A 25,683-nucleotide genomic window follows, 5' to 3' on the forward strand; every position below is an offset into this window, starting at 1 on the left:
GCATGACGAACGAACAGCACCAGCACGACGACTGGTTCGTCCCCGCCGGATCCCGCCCCGAGGCGGGCTGGACCGACGTGGTGGACGGACGCATCGAGGGGTGGGCGCACACCGGTCTGCGGACCGGCGCGCTGACCGACGGAGGTGAGCTGCGCCTCCAGGCCGCTGCCGTGGAGCGCATGGTCGTGCCGCTCTCGGGGAGCTTCCACGTCGCGTGGTCCGGCGCCGAGACCGGCGAGCAGGGCCTGGAGGGACGTGGCGGGGTCTTCGAAGGCCCCACCGACGTCCTGTACCTGGGTTCCGGCCTGGAGGCGCGGATCACCGGATCGGGACGGGTCGCGGTCGCCGAGGCGCCCACCGACGTCGTCAAGCCGGTCGGGTACATCGCGAAGGGCGACGTGCCCGTGGAGCTCCGCGGCGCCGGCCAGTCCAGCCGACAGGTGCACAACTTCGGCACCCCGGCCGGGCTCGACGCGGTGAAGCTCCTGGTCTGCGAGGTGATCACGCCGGCCGGCAACTGGTCGTCGTACCCGCCGCACAAGCACGACACGAACGTGCCCGGCGAGGAGTCGAACCTCGAGGAGATCTACTACTACGAGTCCGCGGTGGCCCGGGGGGTCTCCGCCCCGGCCAGCGCCGACCCGTTCGCGCTGCACCGGACGTACGCGTCGGACGACCGTGCGATCGACGAGTTCCGCGAGGTCCGCACCGGCGACATCGCCCTCGTGCCGTACGGCTGGCACGGCCCGGCCGTCGCAGCGCCGGGCTACGACATGTACTACCTCAACGTGATGGCCGGGCCCGACCCGGAGCGCGTCTGGAACATCACCGACGACCCGGCCCACGGCTGGGTCCGCCAGGTGTGGGCGAGCGAGCAGCTCGACCCGCGCCTGCCCTACGAGAAGGAGTCCGCGTGACCACCACCACGCGCGCAGCCGGCGCGACGCGCCGGATGACCGTCGGCCAGGCGCTCGTCGAGTTCCTGGCCAACCAGTGGACCGTCGACGGCGACGTCCGCGAACGCACCATCCCGGGGATCTTCGGCATCTTCGGGCACGGCAACGTCGCCGGCGTCGGTCAGGCCATCAAGCAGCTCCACGTCGAGCAGCCCGGCCTGCTGCCGTACCACCAGGCCCGCAACGAGCAGGCGATGGTGCACGAGGCCGTCGGCTTCGCGCGCATGCACCGCCGCCGAGCGACCTTCGCCGCGACGGCGTCGGTCGGCCCGGGTGCCGCCAACATGCTCACCGCCGCGGCGCTCGCGACGACGAACCGGCTGCCCGCACTGCTCCTGCCGTCGGACACCTTCGCCACGCGCACGACCGACCCCGTGCTGCAGCAGATCGAGCTGCCGCACGACACCTCGTTGCAGGTGACCGACGCGTTCCGTCCGCTGTCCCGCTACTTCGACCGCGTCGAGCGCCCGGAGCAGTTGTTCTCGATCGCCCTCGCGGCGATGCGCGTCCTGACCGACCCGGCTGAGACCGGTGCCGTGACGATCGCGCTGCCCGAGGACGTCCAGGCCGAGGAGTTCGACGTCCCCGTCGCGTTCCTGCAGCCGCGCGAGTGGCACATCCGTCGTCCGCTGCCCGAGCGCGGGCCGCTGGCGCGTGCGGTGGCGGCGATCCGAGCGGCGGAGCGTCCGGTCGTCGTGGCGGGCGGTGGGGTGCTCTACTCGGACGCTGCCGACGAGCTCGCCGCGTTCGTGGAGGCCACCGGCATCCCCGTCGGCACCTCGCAGGCCGGCGGCGGCTCGCTCGTGTGGGACCACCCGCAGTACCTCGGCGGCATCGGTGCGACCGGCACCGCAGCCGCGAACGCGATCGCGGCGCAGGCCGACGTCGTCATCGGGATCGGCACGCGGTACAGCGACTTCACGACGGCGTCGCGGACCGCGTTCCAGAACCCGGACGTCACGTTCGTCAACGTGAACGTCGCTGCGTTCGACGCGTACAAGCACGGTTCGCAGCTGCCGCTGGTCGCGGACGCCCGGGAGGCACTGGTCGCCCTGACCGCGTCGCTCACGTCCGCCGGGTCGTCGCCCGCAGAGCCCGCGTACGTCGTCGACGACGCCTACGCCGCCGAGATCGCATCCCAGAAGGCCGCGTGGGACGCGGCGGTGGACGCCGCGTTCGCGCCGTCCGGCCTCGCCCTGCCCGGCCAGCCCGAGATCATCGGCGCCGTGCAGTCGGTGACCGATCCCCGCGACGTCGTCATCCAGGCCGCGGGCTCGCTCCCCGGCGACCTGCACAAGCTCTGGCGGGTGCGGGACGAACTCGGTTACCACGTCGAGTACGCCTTCTCGTGCATGGGCTACGAGATCGCCGGCGGCATCGGCGTCCGCCGGGGTGCCCCGGACCGCGACGCGATCGTCATGGTCGGCGACGGCAGCTACCTCATGCTGCACACCGAGCTCGTGACCGCCGTGGCCGAGGGCATCAAGATCGTCGTCGTCCTCATCCAGAACAACGGGTACGCGTCGATCGGGCACCTGTCCGAGACCGTCGGGTCCGAGCGCTACGGCACGAAGTACCGCTACCTGGACGAGACCGGTTCGTTCGAGGGCGACGACGTCCTGCCCGTCGACCTCGCCGCGAACGCCCGCTCGTACGGCGTCGACGTGATCGAGGTCCAGCCCGGACCGAACGCGATCGAGGACCTCAAGGCCGCGGTGCGCCAGGCGAAGGCGAACGACCACACCACGCTCGTGCACGTCCACTCCGACCCGCTCGTCTACGCCCCGGACGGCGACGGCTGGTGGGACGTCCCCGTCGCCCAGACCTCCACGCTGCCGAGCACGCAGCAGGCCCGAGCCGAGTACGAGCAGCAGGTCGCGGCCCAGCGGCCACTGCTCGGCTGAACACCCTCCACCACGACTGCAGAAGGACGACGACGTCATGACCGACACCGCCACCGCCACCGACGCCATCCGGATCGGCACCGCCCCCGACTCGTGGGGCGTCTGGTTCCCGGACGACCCGAAGCAGGTCCCGTGGCAGCGCTTCCTCGACGAGGCGACCGCGGCCGGCTACAAGTGGATCGAGCTGGGGCCGTACGGCTACCTGCCGACCGACCCCTCGGAGCTGCGCGACGAGCTGGAGTCCCGCGGGCTCCAGCTGTCCGCCGGCACCGTCTTCACCGGGTTCCACAAGGGTGACGACCAGTTCCAGCGCGCCTGGGACCAGGCGGTGAAGGTCGCCGGCCTCGCCGCTGCGCTCGGCGCGGAGCACCTCGTCACCATCCCCGACCTCTGGCGCTCCGACGCCACGGAAGAGGTGCTGGAGTCGCGCACGCTGACCGACGAGCAGTGGCAGCGACTCGGCAAGGGCCACGACCAGCTCGGCAAGGCGCTGCTCGAGGAGTTCGGCGTCCACCAGCAGTTCCACACGCACGCCGACAGCCACGTCGGCACGTACAAGGAGACCGTGCGCTTCCTGTCCGAGACGGACCCGGCGTACACGAACCTCTGCCTCGACACCGGCCACTTCGCGTACTACGGCGGCGACAACCTCAAGCTCATCGCCGAGCACCCGGAGCGCATCGGGTACCTGCACCTCAAGCAGGTCGACACCGACCTGCTGTTCGACGTGCTGAAGAACGACGTGCCGTTCGCCACCGCCGTCTCGCAGGGGATCATGACCGAGCCGCCGCACGGCACGCCCGAGCTCGCGCCGATCATCGAGGCCGTCGCGAAGATCAACCCGGACGTCTTCGGCATCGTCGAGCAGGACATGTACGGCTGCTCCGTCGACGCTCCCGGCCCGATCGCCGAGCGGACGTTCCAGCACATCTTCGGCTCGACCTCCGCCGCCCGCGCGCTCTGACGAGCGACCGTCCACCACCTCTGGAGAACAGCATGACCACCGAGAACCTCCGCGTCGCCGTCGTCGGTGCCGGCGCCATGGGCAGCGACCACGTCCGTCGCATCACGTCCACCATCGCCGGCGCGGACGTCGTCGCGATCGTCGACCCCGACACCGCGCGCGCCACCGCCGCGGCCGAGAAGGCCCCTGGTGCGATCACCGCCGCGTCCTTCGAGGAGGCGCTCGACGCCACCCCGATCGACGCCGTGATCGTCGCGACCCCGGGGTTCCTGCACGAGCCCGTGCTCGTGCCGGCCATCGAGCGCGGCCTCGCGGTGCTGTGCGAGAAGCCGCTGACCACGAGCGCCGAGGACTCGCTGCGCATCGTCGAGCTCGAGCAGGCGAAGTCCGACCGCCCGAAGATCCAGGTCGGGTTCATGCGCCGCTTCGACAAGGGCTACCAGGAGCTCCGTGCGCTCCGCGAGTCCGGCTCGAACGGTGCCCTGCTCGCCCTGCACCACGCGCACCGCAACCCGACGACCCCGCCGAACTTCAGCGAGTCGATGCTCATCCACGACTCGGTGATCCACGAGATCGACATCATCCCGTTCATCACCGGCGAGCCGATCACGAGCGTCGAGGTGAAGAAGCCGCGCAAGAACTCCCTGGCGCCGGCCGACCTGCCCGAGCCGCAGTTCGTCCTGTTCACCACCGAGTCGGGCACGATGGCGATCGTCGAGATCAACGTGAACGCGCAGTTCGGCTACCAGGTGACGACCGACGCGGTGTTCGAGTCGGGTGTCGCGTACATCGGCCGCGAGACCTCCCTCAACCTCGTCTCGCAGGGCGTCTCCGGTCAGGGCGTCACCCCGTCGTTCGTCGAGCGCTTCGGTGCCGCCTACGACGAGGAGGTCCAGCGCTGGGTCGACGCCGCGAAGAACGGCGGGATCGACGGCCCGAGCGCCTGGGACGGGTACACGGCGTCCGTCGTCGCCGAGGTCGCCGTGCGTGCGCAGCAGACCGGTGCGCTCGAGCAGGTCGCCTACGCCACCGCGAAGCCGGCGTTCTACGACGCCGGTGCCGGTGCCGGCGCCGGTGTCGGCGCCGGTGCGCTCGCGGGGGCCTGATCGATGCCGAAGATCGCCCTCGATCCGACACCGTTCCACCACGACCTGTCGCTGCTGGAGTTCCCGCAGAAGGTCGCGGACCTCGGCTACGACCACCTCCAGCTCACCCCCCACAAGGACTTCATCCCCTTCTACCGGCACCCGAAGGCCGACGACGACCTCGTCGACGCGTTCGCCGCCGCGTGCCGGAAGGCCGGGGTCCAGGTCGCGTCGGTCCTGCCGGTCCTGCGGTGGTCCGGCCCCGACCGTGACGCCCGCGAGGCCGCGGTGACGAAGTGGAAGCGGGTCATCGAGATCACGAAGCGCCTCGGTGTGGACACGATCAACACCGAGTTCTCCGGACGCCCCGAGCGCCCCGAGGAATCCGAGGACGCCTTCTACCGCTCGATGGAGGAACTCCTGCCGATCATCGAGGACGCCGGGATCCGCGTGCTCATCGACCCGCACCCGGACGACTTCGTCGAGGACGGGCTCGAGGCACTGCGGGTGATCCGCGGCCTGAACTCGAAGCACGTCGGGTTCGTCTACGTCGCCTGCCACACGTTCCACTACGGCGGCAACATGGACGAGATCATCGACGCCGCGGGGGACTCGCTCCAGCTGGTCCACGTCGCCGACGCCTACGACCACCGTCGTTCGCACGGCCTGCGCTACATCACGAACCCGCCCGGCAACCCAGTCCGCGTGCACCAGCACCTGCCGGTCGGCCAGGCGGACGTCGACTTCGACGCCTTCTGGGCGGCGCTCGACCGTGTCGGCTTCTCCGCTCGCGAGGACACCGTCGCGGTGTCGAGCGTCTTCGCCGAGGACGAGAACGCCGACGAGGTCTCGCGCTTCCAGCTCGACACGATCACGAAGGGACTCACACGATGACCACGACCCTCGAGACGTCGGCCACCACGACCGATGCAGACACCCGCCCCGTCACCCTGCAGGCGGCCTCGCAGACGGTGACCGCGCTCTGGAACGACTCCGCGGACCCGCACGAGCTGTCCACCGCCATCCACGAGTACGGCGCCGTCGGTGCGACGTGCAACCCGGTGATCGCGTACACGTGCATCAAGCAGGACCCCGACACCTGGGTACCGCGCATCCGCGAGATCGCCGCCGAGCACCCGACCGCGGGGGAGTCCTGGATCGGCTGGAAGGCCGTCGAGGAGCTCTCGATCGCCGCGGCGGAGCAGCTGCTGCCCGCCTTCGAGGCATCGGGCGGCCGCAACGGCCGACTGAGCATGCAGACCGACCCGCGCTTCCACCGCGACCAGGACGCGCTCGTCGAGCAGGCCGTGCGGTTCTCGCAGCTCGCGCCGAACATCATCGTGAAGATCCCCGCGACGAAGGTCGGCATCGGCGCGATCGAGGAGGCCGCCTACCGCGGTGTCTCGATCAACGCCACCGTGTCGTTCACGGTGCCGCAGGTCGTCGCCGTGGGCGAGGCCATCGAGCGCGCCCTCGAGCGCCGTGCCGCCGACGGGCTGCCGGAGCAGGAGTTCGGGCACGTCGTCACGCTCATGGCCGGCCGGTTCGACGACTGGCTGAAGACCGTCGTCAAGCGCGACCACGTCATGGTCGACCCCGGCATCCTCGAGTGGGCCGGTGTCGCCGCGGTCAAGAACGCGTACCGGGTGTTCCAGGAGCGCGGCTTCCGGTCGCGCGTGCTCGTCGCGGCCTTCCGCAACGCGCTGCAGTGGTCCGAGTTCCAGGGCGGCGACCTCGTCGTCTCCCCGCCGTTCCAGTGGTCGAAGGACATCAACGACAACGCGTTCCCGTGGCGCCCGGACGCGATCGACGACGAGGTCCCGGCGTCGGTCGTCGAGGCGCTCCGTGCCGCGACGCCCGAGTTCGCCCGCGGGTACGACGTCGACGGCATGACGATCGACGAGTTCGACCGCTTCGGGGCGACGGTCACGACCCTGCGGCAGTTCCTCGACGCGGACGCGAAGCTGGACGCGCTGGTGCGCGACATCATCGTGCCGGCTGCGTAGTCTTCCGCGACCACCCACCGGACGGGAGGCACGGTGCCAGCTGGCACCGTGCCTCCCGTCCGCTCTTTCCCGGGTTCGCCATCCATGTTAGTTTGTCAGGACAAAGTCCCGAACTGCAGGAGGCATCATGCCGCTCGTCCGTATCGACCTCGCCACCGGCCGCACGCCCGAGGCGGTGCGCGCCATCGCCGACGCGATCCACACCGCGATCGTCGACGTCTACGCGATCCCCGTGCGCGACCGGTTCCAGGTGATCACCGAGCATCCGGCGCAGCAGATCATCGCCGAGGACGCCGGGCTCGGCTTCGAGCGCACCGACGGGGTCGTCATGATCCAGGTCTTCACCCAGCGCGGACGGACCGACGAAGCGAAGACGACGCTGTACGCGGCGATCCACGACGCGCTCGCCGCGGTCGGTGTCGCGTCGGAGGACGTCTTCATCGGCTACGTCGAGAACGGGCCGCAGGACTGGTCGTTCGGGTTCGGGCGGGCGCAGTACGTGACGGGCGAGCTGGGCGTGCCCGCGTCCGTTCCGGCCTGATCGCCTACTTGTCGACCAGCGTGACCTCGAACGAGTAGCGGTCGGGGCGGTAGCAGTGCACGCCGTACTCGACCGCTCGGCCCGAGGCGTCGTACGCGGTGCGGCTCATCGTGAGGACGGGGTCGCCGTCCTCGATCTCGAGCAGACTTGCCTCGTCGTCGGTCACCGCGCGGGCGCCGATCCGCTGCTTCGCGACCCGCATCGTCACGCCGCGGCCTCGGAGCAGCTGGTACAACCCGTGGTCCTGCAGGTCCTGGTCGGTGATCTCGAGGAACTCCGGCGGCAGGTAGTTCTCGAGGATCGCCATCGGGACGTCCTCGGCGAACCGCACGCGTCGGATGTGCGCCACCGTCGTGCCCGGGGCGAGCCCCAGTGCCTCCGCGACGACGTCGGACGCGGGGACGTCGTTGCGCTCGAGCAGCTTCGTCGCCGGCGCCTGCGAGCCCTGCGCGAGGTCGTCGTAGAGGCTCGTCAGCTCGACCTTGCGCGTCACCGGGCCGTGGACGACCTGCGTGCCGATGCCACGGCGACGGACGAGCAGGCCCTTGTCGACGAGGTCCTGGATCGCACGGCGGATCGTCGGGCGGGAGAGCCCGAGCCGTTCACCGAGCGCGATCTCGTTCTCCAGCCGTGCACCCGGCGGCATCGCCCCGGAACGGATCGATTCCTCGATGCGGGAGGCCACCTGGAAGTACAGGGGCATCGGACCCGACCGGTCCAGGTCCATGAACAGGTCGGACGGCAGCTGGCCTTCGTTGGTCATCGCGGTCCTTCGGAGTGCGGGGTTCGGCGTCGGTGCCGAGGGAATGTCGTGACAATACCACCGGGGGTGCTCGGCACCGGGGAGCCCGCTCCCGTCGTCGCTGGACCGGCCCGGGCGGGTCAGTCGGCTGAGTCGGCTCGGCCGGTTCAGTCGGTTCAGTCGGTTCAGTCGGCGAAGATCATCGGGCGGTTCGACAGCCGGGGCTGGCTCGCCTGCTTCGGCTTCTCGGCGCGGGGTCGGACCGGCGCGATGTGCACGCGTGTGGCGGCACCGAGCGCCTCGACCGTCCCGACGCCGTGGTGGCCGGCGGCGTGCACCACGATGGCCGCGCAGGCCTCGGCGTCGGCGGCGGCGTCGTGGTGTTGGAAGCCCTCGTAGCCCGCGGCTCGCGCTGCCATCGGGAGACGGTACGAGTCGAGCGTGTAGGTCTTGCGTGCGACCTGCAACGAGCACATCGAGTGGTGCTCGGCCAGGGCGATGCCCGTCGCCGAGCAGCCGCCCGCGATCACGCCCATGTCGAAGCGGGCGTTGTGCGCGACGAGGACGTCCCCCTCGGCGAACGCGACGATGTCCGGGTACTGCTGCTCCCAGGTCTTCGCGCCGACGACGTCGTCCGCGACGATGCCGTGGATGCGTGTGTTCCACTCGAGGAACGCGTCGTGCCCGAACGGCGGTCGGATGAACCACGAGGCCCGTTCGACGACCTTCCCCGCACGGACCTTGACGAGTCCGACCGAGCAGGCGCTGGCGGGCGAGCTGTTCGCGGTCTCGAAGTCGATCGCGGTGAAGTTCAACGGCACGTTCCCGATGGTCGCACGCGGCGCCGACATCGCCGGAAGCCGCCTCGGCGTTGCGTCCCGGCGCCCGGGGGTGATCAGCGACGACGTCGGCGACGTGAGCCGCGTCGGCGACGTGCCACGAGCCTCCAGACATCCGCCGTGCGCTCCCACTCGCGAACTCGGTGCGGGTAGGCGAACGTGCTGACGAGCTCGAAGGCGAGTGCTGCGGCGTCGATGCGCCAGCGCGGCGGCACCGACGCGACGTGCGCTGAGAACGACTCCGCGAAGGCCGACGTCACGGTCGGGAACGCGACCTCGGCCGGCGGCGCGACCATGCGGAAGCGGTCTTCCTCGTCGTGGTCGATCGCCGGATCGTCCGGGTCGTACTCCACCAGGACGTCGGCCTCGAGCTCCGCGAGCGAATCCTGGAGCGCGATGGACTCCGACGGAGGGAGCACCCGGAGCGCGGCGACCGTCTCCGCGGGGAAGAGTCGTCGTCGCCCTCGGGCGTCCAGGCCCATCGAGTGCACCGTGCTCCGGTCACGTTCGAACCACATCGACGTCCTCCATCCGTGTCGTCCGGACCACGCTGCCACCCGGGCGCTCCACGTGTGCTGTTCTCCGGGCCGGAACACGCCTACGCTGCCCGCATGGGGGACCCTCGCGACCTGGACGAACTGCTGGCCCGCGCCGACGTCGTCGACCCGCCGTCGCACACCGTGCGTCGCGCGGTCGGGCTGGGAGTCGCCCTGACGGGCATCGGGGTCGCCGTCGCCGTCGGTCTCACCTCCGGGGTGTCCGCAGTGCTCGGCGCGGTGCTCCGCGCGGCCTTCGGGCGCTGGGGCGACCTGTTCTGAGCGTCGCCGGCACGGCGGCCTGGAGGCACGGCGCGGCTCCGCCACGCAGCCGCCGGTAGGCTGTACTCCCGTGGCACTCACCATCGGAATCGTCGGTCTCCCGAACGTCGGCAAGTCGACCCTGTTCAACGCCCTGACCAAGAACCAGGTCCTCGCCGCGAACTACCCGTTCGCGACGATCGAGCCGAACGTCGGTGTGGTGAACCTGCCCGACCCGCGCCTCGACCAGCTCGCGGAGCTGTTCCACTCGGAGAAGACCGTCCCCGCGCCGGTGTCGTTCGTCGACATCGCGGGCATCGTCAAGGGTGCGAGCGAGGGTGAGGGGCTCGGCAACAAGTTCCTCGCGAACATCCGCGAGGCCGACGCCATCGCGCAGGTCGTCCGCGGGTTCACCGACGACGACGTCGTGCACGTGGCGAACAAGGTCTCCCCGAAGGACGACCTCGAAGTCATCAACACCGAACTGATCCTCGCCGACCTCGAGACCATCGAGAAGGCCCTGCCCCGGTACGAGAAGACCGTGAAGCTCAAGCAGGCCGAGCCGATCGTGCTCGAGACCGCGCAGGAGGCGAAGGCGGCGCTCGAGGCGGGCACGCTGCTGTCCGCCACCTCGATCGACCTGACCCCGATCGCGGAGCTCGGCCTCCTGTCGGCGAAGCCCTTCATCTTCGTCTTCAACGTCGACGAGGCGATCCTCACCGACGACGCCCGCAAGGCCGAGCTCGCAGCGCTCGTCGCCCCCGCCCAGGCGGTGTTCCTCGACGCGCAGGTCGAGTCCGAGCTGATCGAGCTCGACCCGGCCGACGCCGCCGAACTGCTCGAGTCGACCGGCCAGACCGAGTCCGGCCTCGACCAGCTCGCCCGCATCGGCTTCGACACCCTCGGGCTGCAGACCTACCTGACGGCCGGTCCGAAGGAAGCCCGTGCGTGGACGATCGGCAAGGGGTGGAAGGCTCCCCAGGCTGCCGGCGTGATCCACACCGACTTCGAGAAGGGCTTCATCAAGGCCGAGGTCATCTCCTTCGAGGACCTCGTCGCGACCGGCTCCATCGCCGAGGCCCGTTCGGCGGGCAAGGCTCGGATCGAGGGCAAGGACTACGTCATGCAGGACGGCGACGTGGTGGAGTTCCGCTTCAACAACTGAGCGGGCTCGATCCGCATTAGCGTGCTGATCGACAGGTCCTGTTCGTCAGGGACTCGTCTGCGCGTCTGGTCTTCGGCCGAAGTTCAGAGGTACAGATGGGCGCGATCGGATGTGCGGCTGGCTCTGCCGCGAGCGAAACTCCCCGAAAAGGCGGCCGTCCGGAGCTGCCTGTCGGGGCGCTTCGCGCGTTCGGCAGCGGAGGCTTAGCTCTCCACAACGACGGATCCGGGTTGTGCGCCGCCGTCGATGTAGCGGTAGGCGAGAGCTAGCTCGGCGAGGTACTTTGAGGGCGTGTCGGCAGCGATAGCCTCGCTGATGTGTTCGAGCAACTCGAGCTGCACGTCGTGACGTCTTGAGAGGACTTTGGTGCGGTCGGCCATGGTGGTTCCTTTCGATGATTGGTGAGGACCGCTCATCGGCCCTAAACGCGAGAATATGACACCCCTCCGACAGTGTTCATTACCTGGTCGCTGGTCTGGCAGGGGAGTGCGTGGCCCGTCTTGATGCACACGACCGTCCGTGAGGGCGAGGAGTGACGAGACCCCCACCGGAGATCTTCGGGATCCTGGTGGGGGTCTACTTTCGTTCTATGGTTTGGCCTATCGGCTGCTGCTTCGCGAGTATCCGACGGAGGTGGCGCGAGCACGGAGCCACTGCTTCCGCTCTTCGCTCCTCCGAGCAGCTTCCCGACGGGCTTCGGCCCTCTCGCTGCGGCTACTCGGTGTGGTCTGCGGTGTGTTGATCGGGTGAGTCATCTTCCACGCCCATCTCTTGAGGTGCTGTCAACGTACCCGCAACGGATGACATTTGCGGTTCGGCTTCTCGGCTTGTCAAAACGCGCGGTCCCAGGTCCATCGCCAGAGCAAGCGCCATGACCCGAGCCATCGTGATGATGGTTTCACGCTGTGCTCCGCCGATGGACTGAGGTTCCGAGTTGTTGACGCTGAGCAGCCCAAACTGCACCCCGTGAGCCTTCACGGGGACTGAGATGAAGCACTTGTAGGGCTTCCGGGTCCAGTCAACACCTTGGACGGCGTCTGGAGCGTTGAGCACCTCCGGCTCCTCATCCGGACGTTCCAGGATGCGCCAGACATCGTGGTCAGGTGACTCAGTTTCAACAAACGGACACGGCGGCTTGTCGTGGCGCCCGTACTCAACTGCGTGCTGCGCGTCGCCAAGCACGCGAGCACCCGGAGTAGTGGGGTCCAGCGTGTAGTAGGTGGCTCGGGTGCCAGGTCCGATGGACTTGGCGGCGAACTGAACGAGGCTGCGGCGTAGCCCACGGATGGCGTTGACACGCGACGCTCCTTCGAGGAAGCTCACCTCGACGGCCTCCGCGACGAACGCGTTGAGGTCAGTGACCGAATTCTCGGCGGTTCTTTCGCTACCCTCAAGCGCCCGGTTCGCGTTGCGCTTGTCGAACGAGTCAGCGATCTTATCGAGGATGGCAGCCAGCGCGGCGGCAATACCGAACCCGACCACCCAAGGGGTCCACGCAGGATCGAAATTGCCCTGCCCGTCTAGGAACACCCTGGTCGCCAGCAGAGCGACTGTTGCGCTCGCGAAGATGACAATGGGAAGGATCCAGTTGCGCTTCAGGAACTGCGCGAACGGGCCGAACATATCGAGGAACCCATCGCCTCTGGTCCGGCCGTCGGTGGGTAGATGTGGAGGCACAGCCCGATCTTGACAGATCGTCGTTATGTCCTCAATGTGCGGCGGCAATGGGATCAGGACCGCTGTTGAGCCAATCGCAGTCCGCACCGGAACCCCACTCGATGCGTATGGCGCGGTCAGTCTGCGCGAGCGCACGCGCCTCGACCTCGATGATGCGGTCGGCGAACTGCAGCCAGGTGAGCGCCGGCGTCTACAGCGCCTGCCTGCGGGACGGGCGGCTGATCGCCGTCGAGAGGCACACGGACGGTACATAGGGTGGTGCGCCCTGCCCGGTGGCTCGGCCGGGAACTCGTCGAGGATCGTGGCGTCGAGGTGGCGGAGATCGGGTCCTGGCTCCAGTTCGGCGTCCACGTGGATCGTGGCAGCGACGGGTGGGGTCATCGACTTCCGGCATCGTGGACAGATCGCGCTCGTAGGGTCGTCGAGCCCGTGCGGCCGACCGAAGGCGTCGAGGACCTCGCTCGGATGGTCCTCCTCGCCCGCACGCTGCTCGACGGAAAGCGAGGCTGACTGAGTCGACAATGTACGGCGATCTGCCGTACGATCGTGACATGGTTGCCCCGCGTAAGTCAGATCGGCTCGACCTCCGGCTCACCCCGGAGCAGAAGCACGAGATCGAAGCAGCCGCGGCGATCTCGGGCCGATCGATCACGGACTTCTCGGTCAGCGTCCTGGTGGAACACGCGGAGGACACGATCCGCCGCGAGCGCGAGATCGCGATGTCCGACAAGAGCTTCGCCGCGTTCTCCGCCGTGCTCGACCGTCCGGCGAAGTCCGTCGCCGGGTTGGCCGACCTCCTGGCTCGCCCCAGCGTCTTCGTCGACTGAAGCGATGGCGATCCTCCGGCGCCCTCGGCCGATCACGCAGCACGACGACACCAGCCACTTCGACTGCGGCAAGCCCACCCTGACGAGCTGGCTGCAGATCCGCGCGATCCGCAACGAAGCAGGCGGAGCATCCCGCACGTTCATCTCGATCGACGACGAGACGGATCGGATCGCTGGCTACTACTGCCTCGCGGCCAGCTCGCTCCAGTCGGCGGATGTGCCGGGCTCGTTGCGGCGCAACATGCCCGATCCGATCCCCGTCGTCCTCATCGGTCGGCTTGCCGTGGATCTGGCGTTCCAGGGTCTGGGCCTCGGAACGAGTCTGCTGCAGGATGCGCTCGTCAAGAGCATCGAAGCATCGCGGCTCGTCGGTGCGCGCGCTGTGATCGTGTACGCGATCGACGACGAGGCTGCGGCGTTCTACGAGCGATTCGGGTTCGCCGTGATCCCGGAGACATCACGCTGCATGTACCTGCTGGTGGCGGACGCTGAAGCGACGATCCTCGCCGCGAACGCTGCGGCACGGTAGGTTCACCACGAGCGATGCACCAGGAGGCCCCATGTCGTACGTCGTCGACTTCGTGAACGTGTCCACCACCGGGTTGGAGTCCTCGCCGGTCGCCGAAGCCCTCGCGGGACTCCGTGCCAACGAGGCTCGGTACTTCAAGAACAAGTACGACCACGTCTTCACGACCCATCCGGCCGTCGACGTCCCCGACCTGGTCGACTACGTCGCACGGGTGCTCCAGGAGGAGCGCGGTCTCGTGATCGCATCGCCGCCGCTCGAGGCGACCGAGGCGCTGGTGGACGGCGTCCGCTGGACGTACGTGTTCTACGAATCCGGGCTCGCTATCAACGCGCTCTACACACTGGAACCCGGCGGGAAGCGGGCGGTCGGCTTCAAGCTGTCCGACGGCATGGACGTGCCGGAGGAGTTGGCGGACAAATTCAAGTTCGCGCGACAGAAGTCGAAGCTCGCAGGCACGATCCGCGGGTCGTTCTTCGTCGTCAAGGGCGAGTACTGATCGGCGCGTTGCCTCCCTGCCCCTCCGGGCATTCAAAATGTTCGCTGCGGTCTCCTCGTCCGCGCCATCATCGAGTGACGGCGATGGAGCGGACGGGACTTGCACGATGACGACGAGGATCATGAGTGCGCTCCTGCACGGAGCGTGTGTCGGGATGTCGGGCGACACCACGAGGCTGCGAGCGATGCGGACGCTCCTGACAGATCAGAGGAAGACAGCGAGCAACCGATCTCCCGCCAGGACGGAGAAAGCGACGTCTTCGCGCTAGCCGCTGCCGAACTGTTCAGCGGTCCGATCGCTTCCCCGCGAGCGCTGCGTGACTACGAGCTCGTGGTCGGAGGGGCCGCTCGGTAGCTCATCGACTGCCACCTCCGTTCGGAAGCAGTCGCGGCGGACGCGATAGAGCGTGTGAGCCGCGCAGAGTCCGCAGCAGTGGTCATCGGTGCACAAGTACTGACGGTTGGTGCGCTCGCGGCCGCGGTCGTCCTGATCTCCGTGGGGTCGACGGCTGCAGGCCTCGTCGCGATCGCGCCCGGAATCCTGGCCGCGGCGTCACAGCTCGTCGCTGCCGCACGTCGGCGCTCCTGATGCGCCGGATTGGCCACCGAACGCGCTTCTTGTGCCCACGTGCATCGCCCGCACCTACCGTCGGTTGCTAGGAGGAAACGTGAAGTACATCCACTACGACGGCAGCCTGATCCTGACAGGGGACCTGATCGCCGACGCGGTCGCGGACTACGCAGCGGTCCTCGGTGCGAACGGCCGGACGGACACGGTCTCGATCCCGTCCGTCGCGGACGACGGGTCCGTGACCCGGACGACGGTGCTCGTGGGACCGGCGAGCGAACTGACCGTGAGCACGGCACCGGACGACGAACTCGAACCCGAGGACCACGGGTTCATCCGCAACCTGCGTGACGCCGCGGTCCGGGCCGGCGCGGAGCGCCCACTCGACGTCGACGGCGGACAGCGGTTCGTGGGGGCGGACGACCCTGACCTCCCCGACGACCCCGACGCCTACGAGGGAAGCCGCCCCTGAGACGACGAATGCCGCCGAGCACTGCTCGGCGGCATTCGTGTGTGTGGAGCGTGGGGCTCAGGCAGCGAGTGCGAGCTCGCCCGTGCGGACGGACTGCGCCTGCACGAGCGTGCGGCTCGCTTCGCCGCGCCACGAGCGGCCGGGCACGGTCCAGCCGGCCTCGCCGTCGACGTCCACGCGGGACCCACGGGTGATGAAGCGACCAAGGTCGTCGGCCGGGATGCGGACGAGGTACTCGCGCTGCGAGCGCTCGTCGCGCACACCGAACTCGGCGATGCGGTCGGGTGAGACGGTCGGCGCCGCGAGTGCGGTGCCGATGATGGTGATTCGTTCGTTGCTGGTCATGGTGTTGCGGTACTTCCTGGTCGTTCGGCGCCCAGGGCCTCGGTGTCGGCGGACGGCTGAGTCCGGCGCGACGCATCGAGTGCGGGGCGGGCACGTCGCGTTTCGACGTGCAGCTCGTCCGTTCGGATCGAGCGGTGGTCTCGTGGGAATGCGATTCGGGTGAATCGGCTTCGAGCCGGTTCGGTGTGCGCGAGTCAGATGGGTTCGCTGCAGTGCACCAAACGAACACACTACCCGATGGTGGCCGGAATGTCCAGGAACGATGTCCAACGGGTCCCGCCGGCAGCCACGTTCCCCGAACCGTCGAGTCTGGCGGCGGACGAGGACGGCTTGCGACCGGCCTGCTCGTGGATCGCCCCGTCGAAGGCCTCGGAGAAGTCGAGGCGGGGGACTGCATCGGTGACGGCACGGAGGTCTGACGCGTCCCACCGAGCGAACCCGACCCCGGAGACGTCGAGCGACGTCGCGACCTCGAGCAGGTGCCCCTCGGCGTCGAGAGCGGGGTCGACGGACGTCCACATGTGCCGCTCGATCACCTCGCCGACCCGACGGGCCCGCGCGGCGTCCCAGCCGGCTCCGAGCGCGAACACGGAGCCGACGGCGCCGCCGGCGTCCTCGAACGGCACCGAGTGGGCGTCGAAGGACGGGGTCACGCCGAGGTCGTGCAGCATCGTCGCGACGAAGAGGAGCTCGCGATCGGGGTCCAGGTCGATCGTCGGTGCGAGCAGCGACGCCCACGCCCACGAGCGCAGGCAGTGGTTCACCAGCGCCGGCGAGGACCACGCCCGGACGACGTCGAGCGCTCGCGCGGCCACGGGGGAGGGCGGTGCGAGCAGCGCGTCGACGTCCAGGGTCATGGCACGAACGTAGCGGAGGTGACCGACAGACGGACTGGAGGCACGGAGCAAGCTGGCACCGTGCCTCCAGTCCGGTTCCTGGTTCAGTTCAGGGTCGGGGTGTCCTCCGGCACGACGCCACCGCCGTACAGGTCGGTCGCCAGGTCACGGAGCGCGCGCAGCGCGACGCGCTGCGTCAGCGGGCCGTAGGAGATGCGCGCGACCCCGAGGGCCTCGTACTCGGCAGCGGGGAGGGCTCCGGGCAGGCCGATGACGGAGAGCTTCCCGCGGCCGAGCCCCTCGACGAGCCGCTCCACGACGTCCCGCTGGATGGCTCCCGGCACGAAGACCAGGGCGGCACCGTTGTCCAGGAACGCCTTCCCGCGAGCGATGGCGTCGGCGATGCTCTCGTCGAGCGGCCGTTCACCACCGCGGGCGATCGCGTCGGTGCGGGCGTTCAGCTGGAAGTCGACGCCCTCGGTCTGCGCGGCGGCGGTGATGGCGGCCACGCGGGCGACGGCCTCGTCGAACGGGCGCAGGCGGTCCTCGACGTTCGCGCCGACGATCCCGGAACCGATCGCGCGGCGGATCGTCTCGGCCGGGTCCTCGTAGCCGTCGTCCAGGTCGGCGGTGACGGGCAGGTCGGTGGCGGCGGCGATCTTGGCTGCGCCGGCGAGGGCGACGTCCAGCGGCATCCCGCCGTCGTCGTACCCGTGGCTCGCCGCGATCGAGTGACCGGCTGTGGCGATCGCCTTCGTCTCGGGGAGGTCACTGACGACCTTGGCGCTGATCGCGTCCCAGACGTTGACGACCCGGAGGATCTCGGGGGCTTCGTGCAGCTGCTTGAGGGTTGTCGCCTTGTCGGCGGTGCTCGTGCTCATGACGCCGACAGTAGGCCGACCAGCCCGGGCAGGGATCATCGTGTGCGTCGCACGACGTCACCGTAGCGTCGAGGGTGACGCTCATCCACGGAGCAGAAATCGTCGAGTCGGCGCCAGCGACCCGACGATTTCTGCTCAGTGGACGATCGCAGACCGGCAGCTCCGCGTGCCCGGCCGACGGGGCGGCCCCCGGCCCGGACCCGCCCTGCAGACGACGCGAGATGACGTCCGGACTCGCGCCGTGCCTCCAGTCCGATGCATGCTGGGACGCATGGCGCACGACGAGGAGGACCCGGTCGGCACGCTCCGCGGGGTCCGCACGAGCATCAAGTGGACGCGCTACGCGCCCGACGTGCTGCCCCTGTTCGTCGCCGAGATGGACCACGAGGTCGCGCCGGCGATCCGGCAGGCGCTCATCGAGCGGGTGCAGCAGTCCGACCTCGGGTACCTCGACGGTCCTGGGCCGCTCGCGCCCGCGTTCGCGTCGTTCGCCGCGGACCGGTGGGGGTGGGACGTCGACCCGGGGCGCGTCTACCTGGCGACGGACGTCAGCGTCGGCATCGTCGAGTCGCTGCGGCTCGCGCTGCCCGACGGCGGCCGGGTCGCCATCACGCCGCCCGTCTACCCGCCGTTCTTCGAGCTCGTCGAAGAGGCCCGATGTCAGGTCGAGGAGGTCCCGCTGCTCGAACAGTGGGGCGTCTACCGGCTCGACCTCGAGGGCCTCGAGCGCGCCTTCGCCAGCGGTGTCGGCGTGTTCCTGCTCTGCAACCCGCACAACCCCGTCGGCCTCGTGCACGACCGCGCCGACCTCCTGGCGCTCGCCGAACTGGCCGCGCGCTACGACGTGCTCGTCATCAGCGACGAGATCCACGCACCCCTGACCCACCCCGGCGTCCAGTTCACGCCGTTCGCCGCGATCGCCGAGCCCGCCGGGGCGCGCAGCGTGTGCGTCACGAGTGCGAGCAAGGGGTGGAACCTCGCGGGGGTGAAGTGCTCCGTCATCGTCGCCGGGGACGCGCGTACCGCCACCCTGCTCGACACCCTGTGGGAGGAAGTGGCCTGCCGCACGAGCATCCTCGGGCTGCACGCGAACCTCGCGGCGTTCACGCTCGCGACGGACTGGCTGGACGACGTGGTCGCCCGGATCGTCGCGAACGAGCGGCTGCTCGGCTCGCTGTTGGCGGAGCACCTGCCCGGCGTCGTCTACACCCGGCCCCGGGCTGGGTACCTGGCGTGGCTCGACTTCCGCGGCATCGGGCTCGGTGACGACCCGGCGGTGCCGCTCCGCGAGCACGCCTACGTCGCGCTCAACTCCGGCCTCGGGTTCGGGTCGCAGGGGCGCGGGTTCGCGCGGCTCAACCTGGCGTGTTCGCCGGACACGCTGCGCGAGGCCGTGCTGCGGATCGCGGCGGCCTACCCGTCGAGTGCGCAGGAGGGGCTGGTCTGGCACGTCGCGTGAGCGGCGGGCAGGGTCCTCGGACCGGAGGCGCGGATTGGCTCAGGCGCGTCGGCCCACTCCGCGAGCTCGGCGCGTCAGTCGTCGACGTACTGGTTGCGACCCACGACACGGATGCGCAGGTCGTCAGTGCGGTCCATCGCGAGGAACTCACGGGACACGAACCCGACGGACGGCCACCGCGTGACCTCGGTCACCAGGATCCCGTCGATGAAGACCTGCCACGCGCCGCGCTCTCGGACGGCCTGGACCTCGTACGTCGCCATGCCGCGAGCGTACCGGCTCAGCCGACCCGCTTCGCGTAGTAGCGCACGGTCGGGACCTCGCCCGAGGGCTTGCTCCAGTCGGCGGGGCCGCGACCGGTCATGCACCAGCCACGGCGCTCGTAGAGGCGCCACGCGTCGGGTGTCTCCTCGGTGACGTCGAGTCGCAGGTGCGTGCCTGGTGCCGCGGCCTCGGCGGCGGCGAGGAGCGCGTCGGCGATCCCCTTGCCGCGGTGCGAGGGGTCGACGAACAGTCGGGTGACCTCGGCCATCCGACCGGGTGCCGGCACGGCGACGCCGACGTGGCCCACGACCTGGTCGTCGTGGATCGCGACCCAGGCACCCAGCAGGCCGTCGGGGGAGATCCAGTCGCGCGGCGCGTCCGGCCAGGTGCTGGGGTAGCCGGTGCCGTGGACGCGCCAGAGCACCTCGACCAGGGGGTCGAGGTCGGTTTCGGCGCGCTCGTGGATCCGCATCTCGTCGGACGCTATCGGACGGCCGGGCTGCCCCGTTACGGTCCCGCGCGATCCGGCGGCTGCCGGACTGGTCGTTCCGCCGGCGTGGCCGAGGTCAGAGGTCGAGCGTCATGTGCACGTCGGCGCGGGCGTACGGACTCGGGGCGACCTCGTCGTGGCCGAGGTGCCGGAAGCCGAACGCCTCGTACAGGTGCACGGCGCTGGCGAGCTGGGCGTTGCTCTCGAGGACGACCCGGTGCGCGCCGAGTGCCCGGGCGCGGTCGAGTGCGACGGCGATGAGCTTCCGGCCGGTGCCGTGGCCCTGGTGCTCGGGGGAGACCGCCATCTTGACGAGCTCGAACACCCCGGGGGCGACGGGAGCGATGCCGACGCAACCGATGACCGGACCGTCCTGGTCGAGGCGTGCGACGAACGCGGCACCGCCGGGCTCGACGATCTGGCCGAGCGGGTCGCCGAGGAGCTTGCGGTCCTCGTCCTCCAGCGTGAAGAACCGGCTGATCCAGGCCTCGTTGAGGAGTCGGAAGGCCTCGGCGTCGGCGGTCGAGGCGATGTCGGTGATGGTGAGGGCGTCGGCGGTGGTCGCATCGGGCATGCACCCATCCTCGACCGCCCGTCGAGCGGCGTCCAATACTCGTTCACGCCGATCGATACGCTGTGTGCATGGATCGGGCACCAGATGTCGACCTCCGCCAGCTGCGGGCGTTCCTCGCAGTGGCCGACGAGCTGCACTTCGGACGGGCCGCCGCACGCCTCCGGATCGCCCAGCCCGCACTGTCGCAGCAGATCCGGCGGACGGAGCGCGAGCTCGGCGTCGACCTGTTCACCCGGACGAGTCGCAGCGTCGCGCTCACCCCGGCGGGACGCGTGTTGCAGGGTCGGGCGCGGTCGCTCCTGGAACAGGCCCGCCGGGACCTCGACGAGACGGCGCGTGTGGGTCGGGGCGAGGCCGGTCGGCTCGACGTCGGATTCGTCGTCTCGGCGCTGCCGCTCGGTCCCATCGAACGGGTGCAGGCGTTCCGGGAGCGCTACCCGCTCGTGCGCGTGGAACTCACCGAGGGGTACTCGTCCACGCTGCTGGCACGGATCGTCCGCGGCGAGCTCGACCTGGCGATCGTGCGGGACCCAGATCCCGACCCGGCCGTGCGCTTCCTGCCGTTCCGCAGCGAGCGGTTCGTCGCCGCCGTCCCGCACAGGCACCGGCTCGCCGACCGGACGTCGATCCGCGGGTCGGAGCTGCTCGACGACCCGTTCGTGTTCTTCCCGGCAGCGGCCGGTTCGGTCGCGACGGAGCGCAACCTGGCGCCGGTCGTCTCCGGGGCGCGCCGACCCACCGTCGTGCAGGAGGCCACGACCTGGGCCACCGTCCTGCACCTGGTCGGTGCGGGCCTCGGGGTGACGGTCGCCCCGGAGAGCGCCACCCTGGCAGCGCCGGACTCGGTCGTCCTGCTGCCGCTCGAGGCCGACGACCACCGGAGCGAGCTCGTCTGGGCGGCCCGTGCCGACGACGACCGCGAGATCCTGCGGAACTTCGTCGCCGCCACCGAGTGAGAACCGCGTGACAATCCGGCGCGACGGCGCTAGATTGCTAGCATGGTAGCCAAGGCGAACAGCCCAAAGGTGCAGTTCAACGTGTACCTCCCTGCCGATCTGGTGCGTGACCTCAAGCACCGTGCGATCGACGAAGGGGTCTCGCTCTCCGCGCTCGTCGAGCGCATCGCTGCCGCGTACGTGTCCGAATCCGAAGGGGGAACCCGATGACGATCACCGTGCAGCAGATCCAGTACACGACCGATCCGCCCGCGTGGCACGCACTCGCCAGTGGCCTCGGTCTCCAGCCGTTGCCGGGCGGCGACGACGTGTGGTCCGAGTTCGCCGGGGACGGTGTCCTCGCGGTCCACCGGGTCGACACCGTCGCCGAGGAACGGACCGAGATCGTCCTGCTCACCGACTCCGCGGCCGCGCTCGACGACCTCGAGCGCACCCTGGTCGACGCCGGTGCGACGGTCCGCCGGACCGTCCTCGACGACATCGGTCCGCTGCTCGTGGTCGACGACCCCCTCCCGATGTCCGCGACGACGTCGACGTCCGCGACCGGGAGCACCTCGTCGCCGCTGACGGTGATGCCGATCTGGTACGGCGCCGACCTCACGGCCCAGGCAGGGGTCGCGGAGGCCGTGGGACTCCGTCGCCGGCTCACGTCGGACAGCGGTGTGTGGATCGACTTCACCGCGGCAGGCGGCGGCGCTCTGGCGTTGCATGGGGCCGACCAGCACGGCGTCGAGCTGTCGTTCGAGTACTCCGGGGAGCTCGACGCGCTCGCGACGCGCCTCACCGAGGCCGGGTTCGAGCCGAGGATCATCGACGAGGCCTACAACCGGACCCTGCGCGTCGCTCGGCCCGACGGCCCCGACCTCTGGGTCAACGCCGTCCAGCAGGACCTCTACGGGTACACGCGGTCGAGCTGACGCGGATCAGCCGAGCGGCAGCACCGGTGCCCGCTGGTCGCCCAGCTCGTCGGTGCGCCACGGCCGAGCGCCGCGCAGTGTCAGGCCGAGCTGCACGAGCACGAAGCCCACGTGCGGCTCGACGTCCGGGTCCCACGGGCCCTCCACCCCGAGACCGAAGGCCCCGAGTTCGTCGTCGGCCTCGTCACGCAGGGTAAGACGCCACCGGCCGTCCCCGAGCTCCTCGACGACGGCCCACCGCGCGGTGCTGAACCGACTCATGCGGTCTTCGCGACGTCCTCGGTGAAGTTCCGGACCCGCTGCAGCAGTGCCTCGCCCCGCATCGCGATCGTCGCCGGTGGGTTGAGGTGCGGCGGTGCCGTGCGGATCAGCATGGAACAGCCGAGGTCCTCGCAGATGTAGGAGCCGATGGTGTTGCCGTTCCGCCCGGACTCGCCGGCGCGTGCGGCCGAGAACAGACGCACCTGGGTCGCGGGCTGCGGGGAGTGGCAGAACGAGCACATCGCGGCGATGCCGGGACGCAGGGATCCACCGGCGGAACGCACGACGATGCCCACGGGGCGCTCGTCGATCCAGGACACGATGTACCCGCGGCGGGCGGCCTGGGGGTCGCGCCAGCCGAGGAACTCGCGCTCGTCCCAGAGCATCTCGTGCAGGCCCGGGATGGGCAGCTGGGCGAGTTCGTCCGGGGTGGCGTTGACGAACGACGAACGGATGTCTGCTTCGGTCAGTGGCTTCACGGTCCGATCACCTTATTCCTCGCCTCCGACAGATGCTCCCTCAGGACAGCCTGGAGGCACGGATCGCCCCGAGCGCGCTCGTCCCGTCCGCCACCAGGACAGCCCGGCGCAGCGCGTCCCGCCCGACGCGGCGGGCGGCCGCGTCGTCGGCCGCGAACTCCACGAGGACGCGCGTCGACCGCGCCATGGCGCGTGCCCCCGGGATCCACGGGACCGCACGCTCGATCGATTCGGCGACCCCGACCGCGATCGCGTGGCGCTGGGTCAGGTGCGCTCGCTCGTGGGCGACCACGGCCTCCAGTTCGTCCGTCCGCAGTCGGTCCGCGAGCCCGGTGCTCACCAGCACCCCGCCGGACCTGCCGGGGACCGCGCAAGCCAGTGCGTGCTCGGCCTCGACGACCGCGACGGGCGTGCCGTCGATCTCGCGGTGGGGGGCCGCGCCGGAGCGCATGGCCTCGCGGACGGCGTCGTGCTCGGGGCCGGGGCGGACGCGCACCGCGATGACGAACGCGAGGACCGCGAGCAGTGCGACGCCGATGTTCAGGCCGTGCGTGGGGGAGTCGCCGAGGCGGAACGGGTCGGTGATCGGCCGGTTCGCGAGGACCACGAGGGTGATGCCGGCGACGAAGCCGACCACGCCGAGGAGGACGGCGACCGACCACGACACGAGCGCGGTGCGTGGACGGTCGATCGTCCACGCCGAGCGGGTCAGGAACCGGGGCGCGAGGACCACGACCGCGAGGGCGAGCGCGATGAGGACGACTCCGGTGACGACCACGGCAGGGGGTCCGTCAGGAGCGGGCTCGGGCGTCGAGGGCGCGGCGGAGGACGTCGAGGTCGTCGGAGGCGAGTGACCCCGTGAACTGCAGGAGGGCGGCTTCGCGGTCGGTCGCGGCCGCGAGGGCGTTCGACATGAGGGAGGCGGTCTGTTCCTCACGGCTGTTCGTCGCGCGGAAGGTCAGTGGCGCATCGTCGTGGTGCTGCCGCTCCACCTGGCCCTTGCGGCCGAGCCGGTCGAGCACCGTGAGCACGGTCGTCAGTGCTGGGCGTGGCTCCGGGAACGCGTCGAGGACCTGCCGGGCACTGAGCCCTTCATGAGCGCTGTGCCCGGTCTCGGCGGACCAGAGCGCGTCGAGCACCGCCTGCTCCAGCTGCCCACGGGGGCGCGATCGCTGTCCTGCCACCCGGGCATTCTACGAGATGTCGAAGCGCGGCACACGACACATGCCCGTAACGCGGGCTGGGTATGCTCGTGCGCGGACAACTGAACACCGGCCGCTCATCCGTCGCGGGAGACGTCTTGCGGTGCCCCTGGCACCGGATCGACACCGAAGGAGCAATCCCCCCGCCAATCTCTCAGGTCCAACACCGCAGCGGACAGGCCACTCTGAAAAGCAGACGCTCGGTCGTCTCGCCCACGGTGAAAGCCGCCGGACCTCACGGGCCGCGGTGAAACTCTCAGGCACATGACAGAGGGGGAGTTCCACCCGACGACGGTCGTCGGGCCCTGCCGATGCCAGGAGAACTCCGCCATGAGTCCGTCCCCACTGCGCTCCTCCCCGCTGGAGCCCGCGCACGAAGCCGCCGGTGCGTCCTTCACCGACTTCGCCGGGTACCGCATGCCCGTGCGCTACTCGTCCGACCTCGCCGAGCACCACGCGGTGCGTCAGGCGGCGGGGGTGTTCGACCTCTCGCACATGGCGGAGATCGGCGTCACCGGCGCCGAGGCCGTCCGGTTCCTCGACCACGCGCTCGCCGGGTCCTTCGGCGCGATGGCCGTCGGTCGGGCGAAGTACTCGCTGCTCCTGGCGGAGGACGGCGGGATCCTCGACGACCTCGTCGTCTACCGCACCGACGAGGACGTCTTCCTCGTCGTCGCGAACGCGTCCAACCGGCAGGTGGCGGTCGATGCCCTGACCGCCCGCGCCGACGGGTTCGACGTCGTGGTCTCCGACGACTCCGACAGCACCGCGCTCGTCGCGATCCAGGGGCCCGCGGCCGCCGGGACGCTCGACGCCCTCGTCGTCGCCGACCGCCTGCAGCCGGAGTCCCCGCTCGACGAGCTCCGGTACTACCGGGTCCTGCACGCCGTGTTCGACGGGTCCGACGTCCTCGTCGCCCGCACCGGGTACACCGGCGAGGACGGCTTCGAGGTCTACAGCGACCCGTCCGTCGCGACCGCGCTCTGGGACGCCCTGCTCGAGGCCGGTGCCGACCGTGGCGTCGTCCCTGCCGGGCTCGCCGCGCGCGACACCCTGCGGCTCGAGGCCGGCATGCCGCTCTACGGACACGAGCTCGGCACCGACGTGCGCCCGGCGCAGGCGGGGCTCGGCCGGGTCGTCGCCCAGGACGGTGACTTCGTCGGGTCCGACAGCGTGGTGCCCGCCACCGACGCGCGTGTCCTCGTGGGACTCGTGACCGAGGGCCGTCGCGCGCCGCGGGCCGGGTACGACGTCGTGCACGAGGGCGTGATCGTCGGCACCGTCACCTCCGGGGCGCTCTCGCCGACGCTCGGACACCCCGTCGCGATGGCGTTCGTCGACCCGGCGCTCGCCACCGAGGGACAACTCCTCCACATCGACGTCCGCGGCACGGCCATCCCCAGCACCGTCACCGCGTTCCCCTTCTACCGCCGCCCTCAGAAAGGCTGATCC

At 70.2% G+C, this 25,683-nt stretch carries 34 protein-coding genes and 2 riboswitches; of the genes, 19 read left to right on the forward strand and 15 right to left on the reverse strand.

The genetic code is table 11. The annotated features are described in order from the left end of the window. The first annotated feature begins 2 nt into the window (after positions 1-2). The 7 genes from iolB to ABIC61_RS11690 all read left to right on the forward strand — a co-directional run bounded on the left by iolB (position 3) and on the right by ABIC61_RS11690 (position 7,456). Positions 3-917, forward strand: coding sequence for a 5-deoxy-glucuronate isomerase (iolB, locus tag ABIC61_RS11660; RefSeq protein ID WP_354030029.1), 915 nt, complete (start codon positions 3-5; stop codon positions 915-917). A gap of 35 nt (positions 918-952) precedes the next feature. Beyond that, a complete protein-coding gene (iolD, locus tag ABIC61_RS11665; protein WP_354030068.1) occupies positions 953-2,860 on the forward strand; it encodes a 3D-(3,5/4)-trihydroxycyclohexane-1,2-dione acylhydrolase (decyclizing) in 1,908 nt (635 codons plus the stop codon). A 37-nt stretch (positions 2,861-2,897) separates the two neighbouring features. Beyond that, on the forward strand, positions 2,898-3,824 hold the full coding sequence (locus tag ABIC61_RS11670) for a sugar phosphate isomerase/epimerase family protein (RefSeq protein WP_354030030.1): 927 nt from the start codon (positions 2,898-2,900) through the stop codon (positions 3,822-3,824). 32 nt (positions 3,825-3,856) lie between these two features. Continuing rightward, the gene (locus tag ABIC61_RS11675; RefSeq protein WP_354030031.1) at positions 3,857-4,930 is read left to right on the forward strand and encodes a Gfo/Idh/MocA family protein; all 1,074 of its coding nucleotides are present in this window, start codon (positions 3,857-3,859) and stop codon (positions 4,928-4,930) included. 3 nt (positions 4,931-4,933) lie between these two features. After that, positions 4,934-5,803: a sugar phosphate isomerase/epimerase family protein gene (locus ABIC61_RS11680; protein ID WP_144755377.1), complete on the forward strand. Its 870-nt coding sequence runs from the start codon at positions 4,934-4,936 to the stop codon at positions 5,801-5,803. Beyond that, positions 5,800-6,915, forward strand: coding sequence for a transaldolase family protein (locus ABIC61_RS11685; protein WP_354030032.1), 1,116 nt, complete (start codon positions 5,800-5,802; stop codon positions 6,913-6,915). Before ABIC61_RS11680 ends, ABIC61_RS11685 begins: the two co-directional genes overlap by 4 nt. 127 nt (positions 6,916-7,042) lie before the next feature. Next, the gene (locus ABIC61_RS11690; protein ID WP_354030033.1) at positions 7,043-7,456 is read left to right on the forward strand and encodes a tautomerase family protein; all 414 of its coding nucleotides are present in this window, start codon (positions 7,043-7,045) and stop codon (positions 7,454-7,456) included. Positions 7,457-7,460: 4 nt separating this feature from the next. Here the strand turns inward: ABIC61_RS11690 and ABIC61_RS11695 are convergent, their stop codons facing one another. From ABIC61_RS11695 to ABIC61_RS11705, 3 genes are all read right to left on the reverse strand, one after another. Next, entirely contained in the window at positions 7,461-8,219 is a 759-nt protein-coding gene (locus ABIC61_RS11695; RefSeq protein WP_354030034.1) for a GntR family transcriptional regulator, read from the reverse strand. A gap of 164 nt (positions 8,220-8,383) precedes the next feature. Beyond that, positions 8,384-9,019: an exonuclease domain-containing protein gene (locus ABIC61_RS11700; RefSeq protein WP_354030035.1), complete on the reverse strand. Its 636-nt coding sequence runs from the start codon at positions 9,017-9,019 to the stop codon at positions 8,384-8,386. Positions 9,020-9,093: 74 nt separating this feature from the next. Beyond that, complete coding sequence (locus ABIC61_RS11705) at positions 9,094-9,555, reverse strand: hypothetical protein (protein ID WP_354030036.1); 462 nt, start codon at positions 9,553-9,555, stop codon at positions 9,094-9,096. A 93-nt stretch (positions 9,556-9,648) separates the two neighbouring features. Here ABIC61_RS11705 and ABIC61_RS11710 point away from each other — a divergent pair, with 93 nt between their 5' ends. Then, positions 9,649-9,855, forward strand: coding sequence for a hypothetical protein (locus tag ABIC61_RS11710; RefSeq protein ID WP_354030037.1), 207 nt, complete (start codon positions 9,649-9,651; stop codon positions 9,853-9,855). A 70-nt stretch (positions 9,856-9,925) separates the two neighbouring features. Next, a complete protein-coding gene (gene ychF, locus ABIC61_RS11715; RefSeq protein WP_079238397.1) occupies positions 9,926-10,999 on the forward strand; it encodes a redox-regulated ATPase YchF in 1,074 nt (357 codons plus the stop codon). Positions 11,000-11,202: 203 nt separating this feature from the next. On the opposite strand, the gene ABIC61_RS11720 is transcribed toward ychF, so the two are convergent. Both ABIC61_RS11720 and ABIC61_RS11725 read right to left on the reverse strand, forming a co-directional pair. Then, on the reverse strand, positions 11,203-11,379 hold the full coding sequence (locus tag ABIC61_RS11720; RefSeq protein ID WP_354030038.1) for a hypothetical protein: 177 nt from the start codon (positions 11,377-11,379) through the stop codon (positions 11,203-11,205). Positions 11,380-11,713: 334 nt separating this feature from the next. After that, on the reverse strand, positions 11,714-12,622 hold the full coding sequence (locus ABIC61_RS11725; RefSeq protein ID WP_354030039.1) for a hypothetical protein: 909 nt from the start codon (positions 12,620-12,622) through the stop codon (positions 11,714-11,716). Positions 12,623-13,227: 605 nt separating this feature from the next. Between ABIC61_RS11725 and ABIC61_RS11730 the strand changes: the two genes are divergently transcribed. The 5 genes from ABIC61_RS11730 (at position 13,228) to ABIC61_RS11750 (ending at position 15,567) form a co-directional block, all read left to right on the forward strand. Further along, complete coding sequence (locus tag ABIC61_RS11730) at positions 13,228-13,503, forward strand: type II toxin-antitoxin system TacA family antitoxin (RefSeq protein WP_144755345.1); 276 nt, start codon at positions 13,228-13,230, stop codon at positions 13,501-13,503. Positions 13,504-13,507: 4 nt separating this feature from the next. Then, positions 13,508-14,032 (forward strand): GNAT family N-acetyltransferase, encoded by a 525-nt coding sequence (locus ABIC61_RS11735; protein ID WP_354030040.1) that lies wholly within the window; start codon positions 13,508-13,510, stop codon positions 14,030-14,032. 31 nt (positions 14,033-14,063) lie between these two features. After that, entirely contained in the window at positions 14,064-14,528 is a 465-nt protein-coding gene (locus tag ABIC61_RS11740; RefSeq protein WP_354030041.1) for a DUF8821 family protein, read from the forward strand. Between the two features lie 408 nt (positions 14,529-14,936). After that, positions 14,937-15,116, forward strand: coding sequence for a hypothetical protein (locus ABIC61_RS11745; protein ID WP_354030042.1), 180 nt, complete (start codon positions 14,937-14,939; stop codon positions 15,114-15,116). Positions 15,117-15,195: 79 nt separating this feature from the next. Continuing rightward, positions 15,196-15,567 carry a hypothetical protein gene (locus ABIC61_RS11750; protein ID WP_354030043.1) on the forward strand — a complete coding sequence of 124 codons (372 nt, stop codon included), beginning with the start codon at positions 15,196-15,198 and terminating at the stop codon, positions 15,565-15,567. A gap of 57 nt (positions 15,568-15,624) precedes the next feature. Here the strand turns inward: ABIC61_RS11750 and ABIC61_RS11755 are convergent, their stop codons facing one another. From ABIC61_RS11755 to ABIC61_RS11765, 3 genes are all read right to left on the reverse strand, one after another. After that, positions 15,625-15,912 carry a hypothetical protein gene (locus ABIC61_RS11755; protein WP_354030044.1) on the reverse strand — a complete coding sequence of 96 codons (288 nt, stop codon included), beginning with the start codon at positions 15,910-15,912 and terminating at the stop codon, positions 15,625-15,627. 230 nt (positions 15,913-16,142) lie between these two features. After that, the gene (locus ABIC61_RS11760; RefSeq protein WP_354030045.1) at positions 16,143-16,769 is read right to left on the reverse strand and encodes an HD domain-containing protein; all 627 of its coding nucleotides are present in this window, start codon (positions 16,767-16,769) and stop codon (positions 16,143-16,145) included. An 83-nt stretch (positions 16,770-16,852) separates the two neighbouring features. Further along, positions 16,853-17,629, reverse strand: a complete 777-nt coding sequence (locus ABIC61_RS11765; RefSeq protein WP_354030046.1) for an isocitrate lyase/PEP mutase family protein — start codon at positions 17,627-17,629, stop codon at positions 16,853-16,855. 271 nt (positions 17,630-17,900) lie between these two features. Here ABIC61_RS11765 and ABIC61_RS11770 point away from each other — a divergent pair, with 271 nt between their 5' ends. Continuing rightward, on the forward strand, positions 17,901-19,088 hold the full coding sequence (locus tag ABIC61_RS11770) for a MalY/PatB family protein (protein WP_260852732.1): 1,188 nt from the start codon (positions 17,901-17,903) through the stop codon (positions 19,086-19,088). Positions 19,089-19,162: 74 nt separating this feature from the next. Here ABIC61_RS11770 and ABIC61_RS11775 read toward each other — a convergent pair whose 3' ends face one another. The 3 genes from ABIC61_RS11775 to ABIC61_RS11785 form a co-directional block, all read right to left on the reverse strand. Next, positions 19,163-19,351: a hypothetical protein gene (locus ABIC61_RS11775; RefSeq protein ID WP_079238408.1), complete on the reverse strand. Its 189-nt coding sequence runs from the start codon at positions 19,349-19,351 to the stop codon at positions 19,163-19,165. Between the two features lie 17 nt (positions 19,352-19,368). Continuing rightward, a complete protein-coding gene (locus tag ABIC61_RS11780) occupies positions 19,369-19,824 on the reverse strand; it encodes a GNAT family N-acetyltransferase (protein WP_354030047.1) in 456 nt (151 codons plus the stop codon). 94 nt (positions 19,825-19,918) lie between these two features. Further along, a complete protein-coding gene (locus ABIC61_RS11785; protein WP_354030048.1) occupies positions 19,919-20,416 on the reverse strand; it encodes a GNAT family N-acetyltransferase in 498 nt (165 codons plus the stop codon). 68 nt (positions 20,417-20,484) lie between these two features. Here ABIC61_RS11785 and ABIC61_RS11790 point away from each other — a divergent pair, with 68 nt between their 5' ends. The 3 genes from ABIC61_RS11790 to ABIC61_RS11800 are packed head-to-tail and all read left to right on the forward strand — an operon-like array spanning position 20,485 to position 22,289. Continuing rightward, complete coding sequence (locus tag ABIC61_RS11790; protein ID WP_354030049.1) at positions 20,485-21,372, forward strand: LysR substrate-binding domain-containing protein; 888 nt, start codon at positions 20,485-20,487, stop codon at positions 21,370-21,372. A 42-nt stretch (positions 21,373-21,414) separates the two neighbouring features. Then, positions 21,415-21,582, forward strand: coding sequence for a ribbon-helix-helix domain-containing protein (locus tag ABIC61_RS11795; protein ID WP_354030050.1), 168 nt, complete (start codon positions 21,415-21,417; stop codon positions 21,580-21,582). After that, positions 21,579-22,289, forward strand: a complete 711-nt coding sequence (locus ABIC61_RS11800; protein ID WP_354030051.1) for a hypothetical protein — start codon at positions 21,579-21,581, stop codon at positions 22,287-22,289. Before ABIC61_RS11795 ends, ABIC61_RS11800 begins: the two co-directional genes overlap by 4 nt. Before the next feature lie 6 nt (positions 22,290-22,295). Here the strand turns inward: ABIC61_RS11800 and ABIC61_RS11805 are convergent, their stop codons facing one another. Genes ABIC61_RS11805 through ABIC61_RS11820 form a run of 4 tightly spaced genes read right to left on the reverse strand, consistent with a single transcriptional unit; the run spans position 22,296 to position 24,213 of the window. Next, positions 22,296-22,550 (reverse strand): hypothetical protein, encoded by a 255-nt coding sequence (locus ABIC61_RS11805; RefSeq protein WP_079238412.1) that lies wholly within the window; start codon positions 22,548-22,550, stop codon positions 22,296-22,298. Beyond that, positions 22,547-23,029: an FBP domain-containing protein gene (locus ABIC61_RS11810; RefSeq protein WP_144755305.1), complete on the reverse strand. Its 483-nt coding sequence runs from the start codon at positions 23,027-23,029 to the stop codon at positions 22,547-22,549. Before ABIC61_RS11810 ends, ABIC61_RS11805 begins: the two co-directional genes overlap by 4 nt. Before the next feature lie 40 nt (positions 23,030-23,069). Continuing rightward, entirely contained in the window at positions 23,070-23,807 is a 738-nt protein-coding gene (locus ABIC61_RS11815; RefSeq protein ID WP_144755303.1) for a M56 family metallopeptidase, read from the reverse strand. Positions 23,808-23,820: 13 nt separating this feature from the next. After that, positions 23,821-24,213, reverse strand: coding sequence for a BlaI/MecI/CopY family transcriptional regulator (locus tag ABIC61_RS11820; RefSeq protein WP_144755300.1), 393 nt, complete (start codon positions 24,211-24,213; stop codon positions 23,821-23,823). Between the two features lie 95 nt (positions 24,214-24,308). Then, positions 24,309-24,410: riboswitch (glycine riboswitch) on the forward strand. Next, positions 24,411-24,512, forward strand: a riboswitch (glycine riboswitch). It begins immediately after the preceding riboswitch. Between the two features lie 49 nt (positions 24,513-24,561). Between ABIC61_RS11820 and gcvT the strand changes: the two genes are divergently transcribed. Then, a complete protein-coding gene (gene gcvT / locus ABIC61_RS11825; protein ID WP_354030052.1) occupies positions 24,562-25,680 on the forward strand; it encodes a glycine cleavage system aminomethyltransferase GcvT in 1,119 nt (372 codons plus the stop codon). Positions 25,681-25,683: the final 3 nt, after the last annotated feature.

The sequence above is a fragment of the Curtobacterium sp. 1544 genome (assembly GCF_040544915.1).
Classification (GTDB): domain Bacteria; phylum Actinomycetota; class Actinomycetes; order Actinomycetales; family Microbacteriaceae; genus Curtobacterium; species Curtobacterium pusillum_C.

Bases quoted from the DNA above. Each gene is read 5' to 3' on its own strand.
- ABIC61_RS11690 (WP_354030033.1), top strand. From the start codon at position 7,043: ATGCCGCTCGTCCGTATCGACCTCGCCACCGGCCGCACGCCCGAGGCG.
- ABIC61_RS11795 (WP_354030050.1), top strand. From the start codon at position 21,415: ATGGTAGCCAAGGCGAACAGCCCAAAGGTGCAGTTCAACGTGTACCTC.
- iolB (WP_354030029.1), top strand. From the start codon at position 3: ATGACGAACGAACAGCACCAGCACGACGACTGGTTCGTCCCCGCCGGA.
- ABIC61_RS11705 (WP_354030036.1), bottom strand. From the start codon at position 9,555: ATGTGGTTCGAACGTGACCGGAGCACGGTGCACTCGATGGGCCTGGAC.
- ABIC61_RS11740 (WP_354030041.1), top strand. From the start codon at position 14,064: ATGTCGTACGTCGTCGACTTCGTGAACGTGTCCACCACCGGGTTGGAG.
- ABIC61_RS11785 (WP_354030048.1), bottom strand. From the start codon at position 20,416: ATGCCCGATGCGACCACCGCCGACGCCCTCACCATCACCGACATCGCC.
- ABIC61_RS11780 (WP_354030047.1), bottom strand. From the start codon at position 19,824: ATGCGGATCCACGAGCGCGCCGAAACCGACCTCGACCCCCTGGTCGAG.
- ABIC61_RS11775 (WP_079238408.1), bottom strand. From the start codon at position 19,351: ATGGCGACGTACGAGGTCCAGGCCGTCCGAGAGCGCGGCGCGTGGCAG.
- ABIC61_RS11770 (WP_260852732.1), top strand. From the start codon at position 17,901: ATGGCGCACGACGAGGAGGACCCGGTCGGCACGCTCCGCGGGGTCCGC.
- ABIC61_RS11680 (WP_144755377.1), top strand. From the start codon at position 4,934: ATGCCGAAGATCGCCCTCGATCCGACACCGTTCCACCACGACCTGTCG.
- gcvT (WP_354030052.1), top strand. From the start codon at position 24,562: ATGAGTCCGTCCCCACTGCGCTCCTCCCCGCTGGAGCCCGCGCACGAA.
- ABIC61_RS11805 (WP_079238412.1), bottom strand. From the start codon at position 22,550: ATGAGTCGGTTCAGCACCGCGCGGTGGGCCGTCGTCGAGGAGCTCGGG.
- iolD (WP_354030068.1), top strand. From the start codon at position 953: ATGACCGTCGGCCAGGCGCTCGTCGAGTTCCTGGCCAACCAGTGGACC.
- ABIC61_RS11695 (WP_354030034.1), bottom strand. From the start codon at position 8,219: ATGACCAACGAAGGCCAGCTGCCGTCCGACCTGTTCATGGACCTGGAC.
- ABIC61_RS11675 (WP_354030031.1), top strand. From the start codon at position 3,857: ATGACCACCGAGAACCTCCGCGTCGCCGTCGTCGGTGCCGGCGCCATG.
- ABIC61_RS11760 (WP_354030045.1), bottom strand. From the start codon at position 16,769: ATGACCCTGGACGTCGACGCGCTGCTCGCACCGCCCTCCCCCGTGGCC.
- ABIC61_RS11720 (WP_354030038.1), bottom strand. From the start codon at position 11,379: ATGGCCGACCGCACCAAAGTCCTCTCAAGACGTCACGACGTGCAGCTC.
- ABIC61_RS11670 (WP_354030030.1), top strand. From the start codon at position 2,898: ATGACCGACACCGCCACCGCCACCGACGCCATCCGGATCGGCACCGCC.
- ABIC61_RS11730 (WP_144755345.1), top strand. From the start codon at position 13,228: ATGGTTGCCCCGCGTAAGTCAGATCGGCTCGACCTCCGGCTCACCCCG.
- ABIC61_RS11800 (WP_354030051.1), top strand. From the start codon at position 21,579: ATGACGATCACCGTGCAGCAGATCCAGTACACGACCGATCCGCCCGCG.
- ABIC61_RS11685 (WP_354030032.1), top strand. From the start codon at position 5,800: ATGACCACGACCCTCGAGACGTCGGCCACCACGACCGATGCAGACACC.
- ABIC61_RS11765 (WP_354030046.1), bottom strand. From the start codon at position 17,629: ATGAGCACGAGCACCGCCGACAAGGCGACAACCCTCAAGCAGCTGCAC.
- ABIC61_RS11735 (WP_354030040.1), top strand. From the start codon at position 13,508: ATGGCGATCCTCCGGCGCCCTCGGCCGATCACGCAGCACGACGACACC.
- ABIC61_RS11725 (WP_354030039.1), bottom strand. From the start codon at position 12,622: ATGTTCGGCCCGTTCGCGCAGTTCCTGAAGCGCAACTGGATCCTTCCC.
- ABIC61_RS11710 (WP_354030037.1), top strand. From the start codon at position 9,649: ATGGGGGACCCTCGCGACCTGGACGAACTGCTGGCCCGCGCCGACGTC.
- ABIC61_RS11755 (WP_354030044.1), bottom strand. From the start codon at position 15,912: ATGACCAGCAACGAACGAATCACCATCATCGGCACCGCACTCGCGGCG.
- ABIC61_RS11790 (WP_354030049.1), top strand. From the start codon at position 20,485: ATGGATCGGGCACCAGATGTCGACCTCCGCCAGCTGCGGGCGTTCCTC.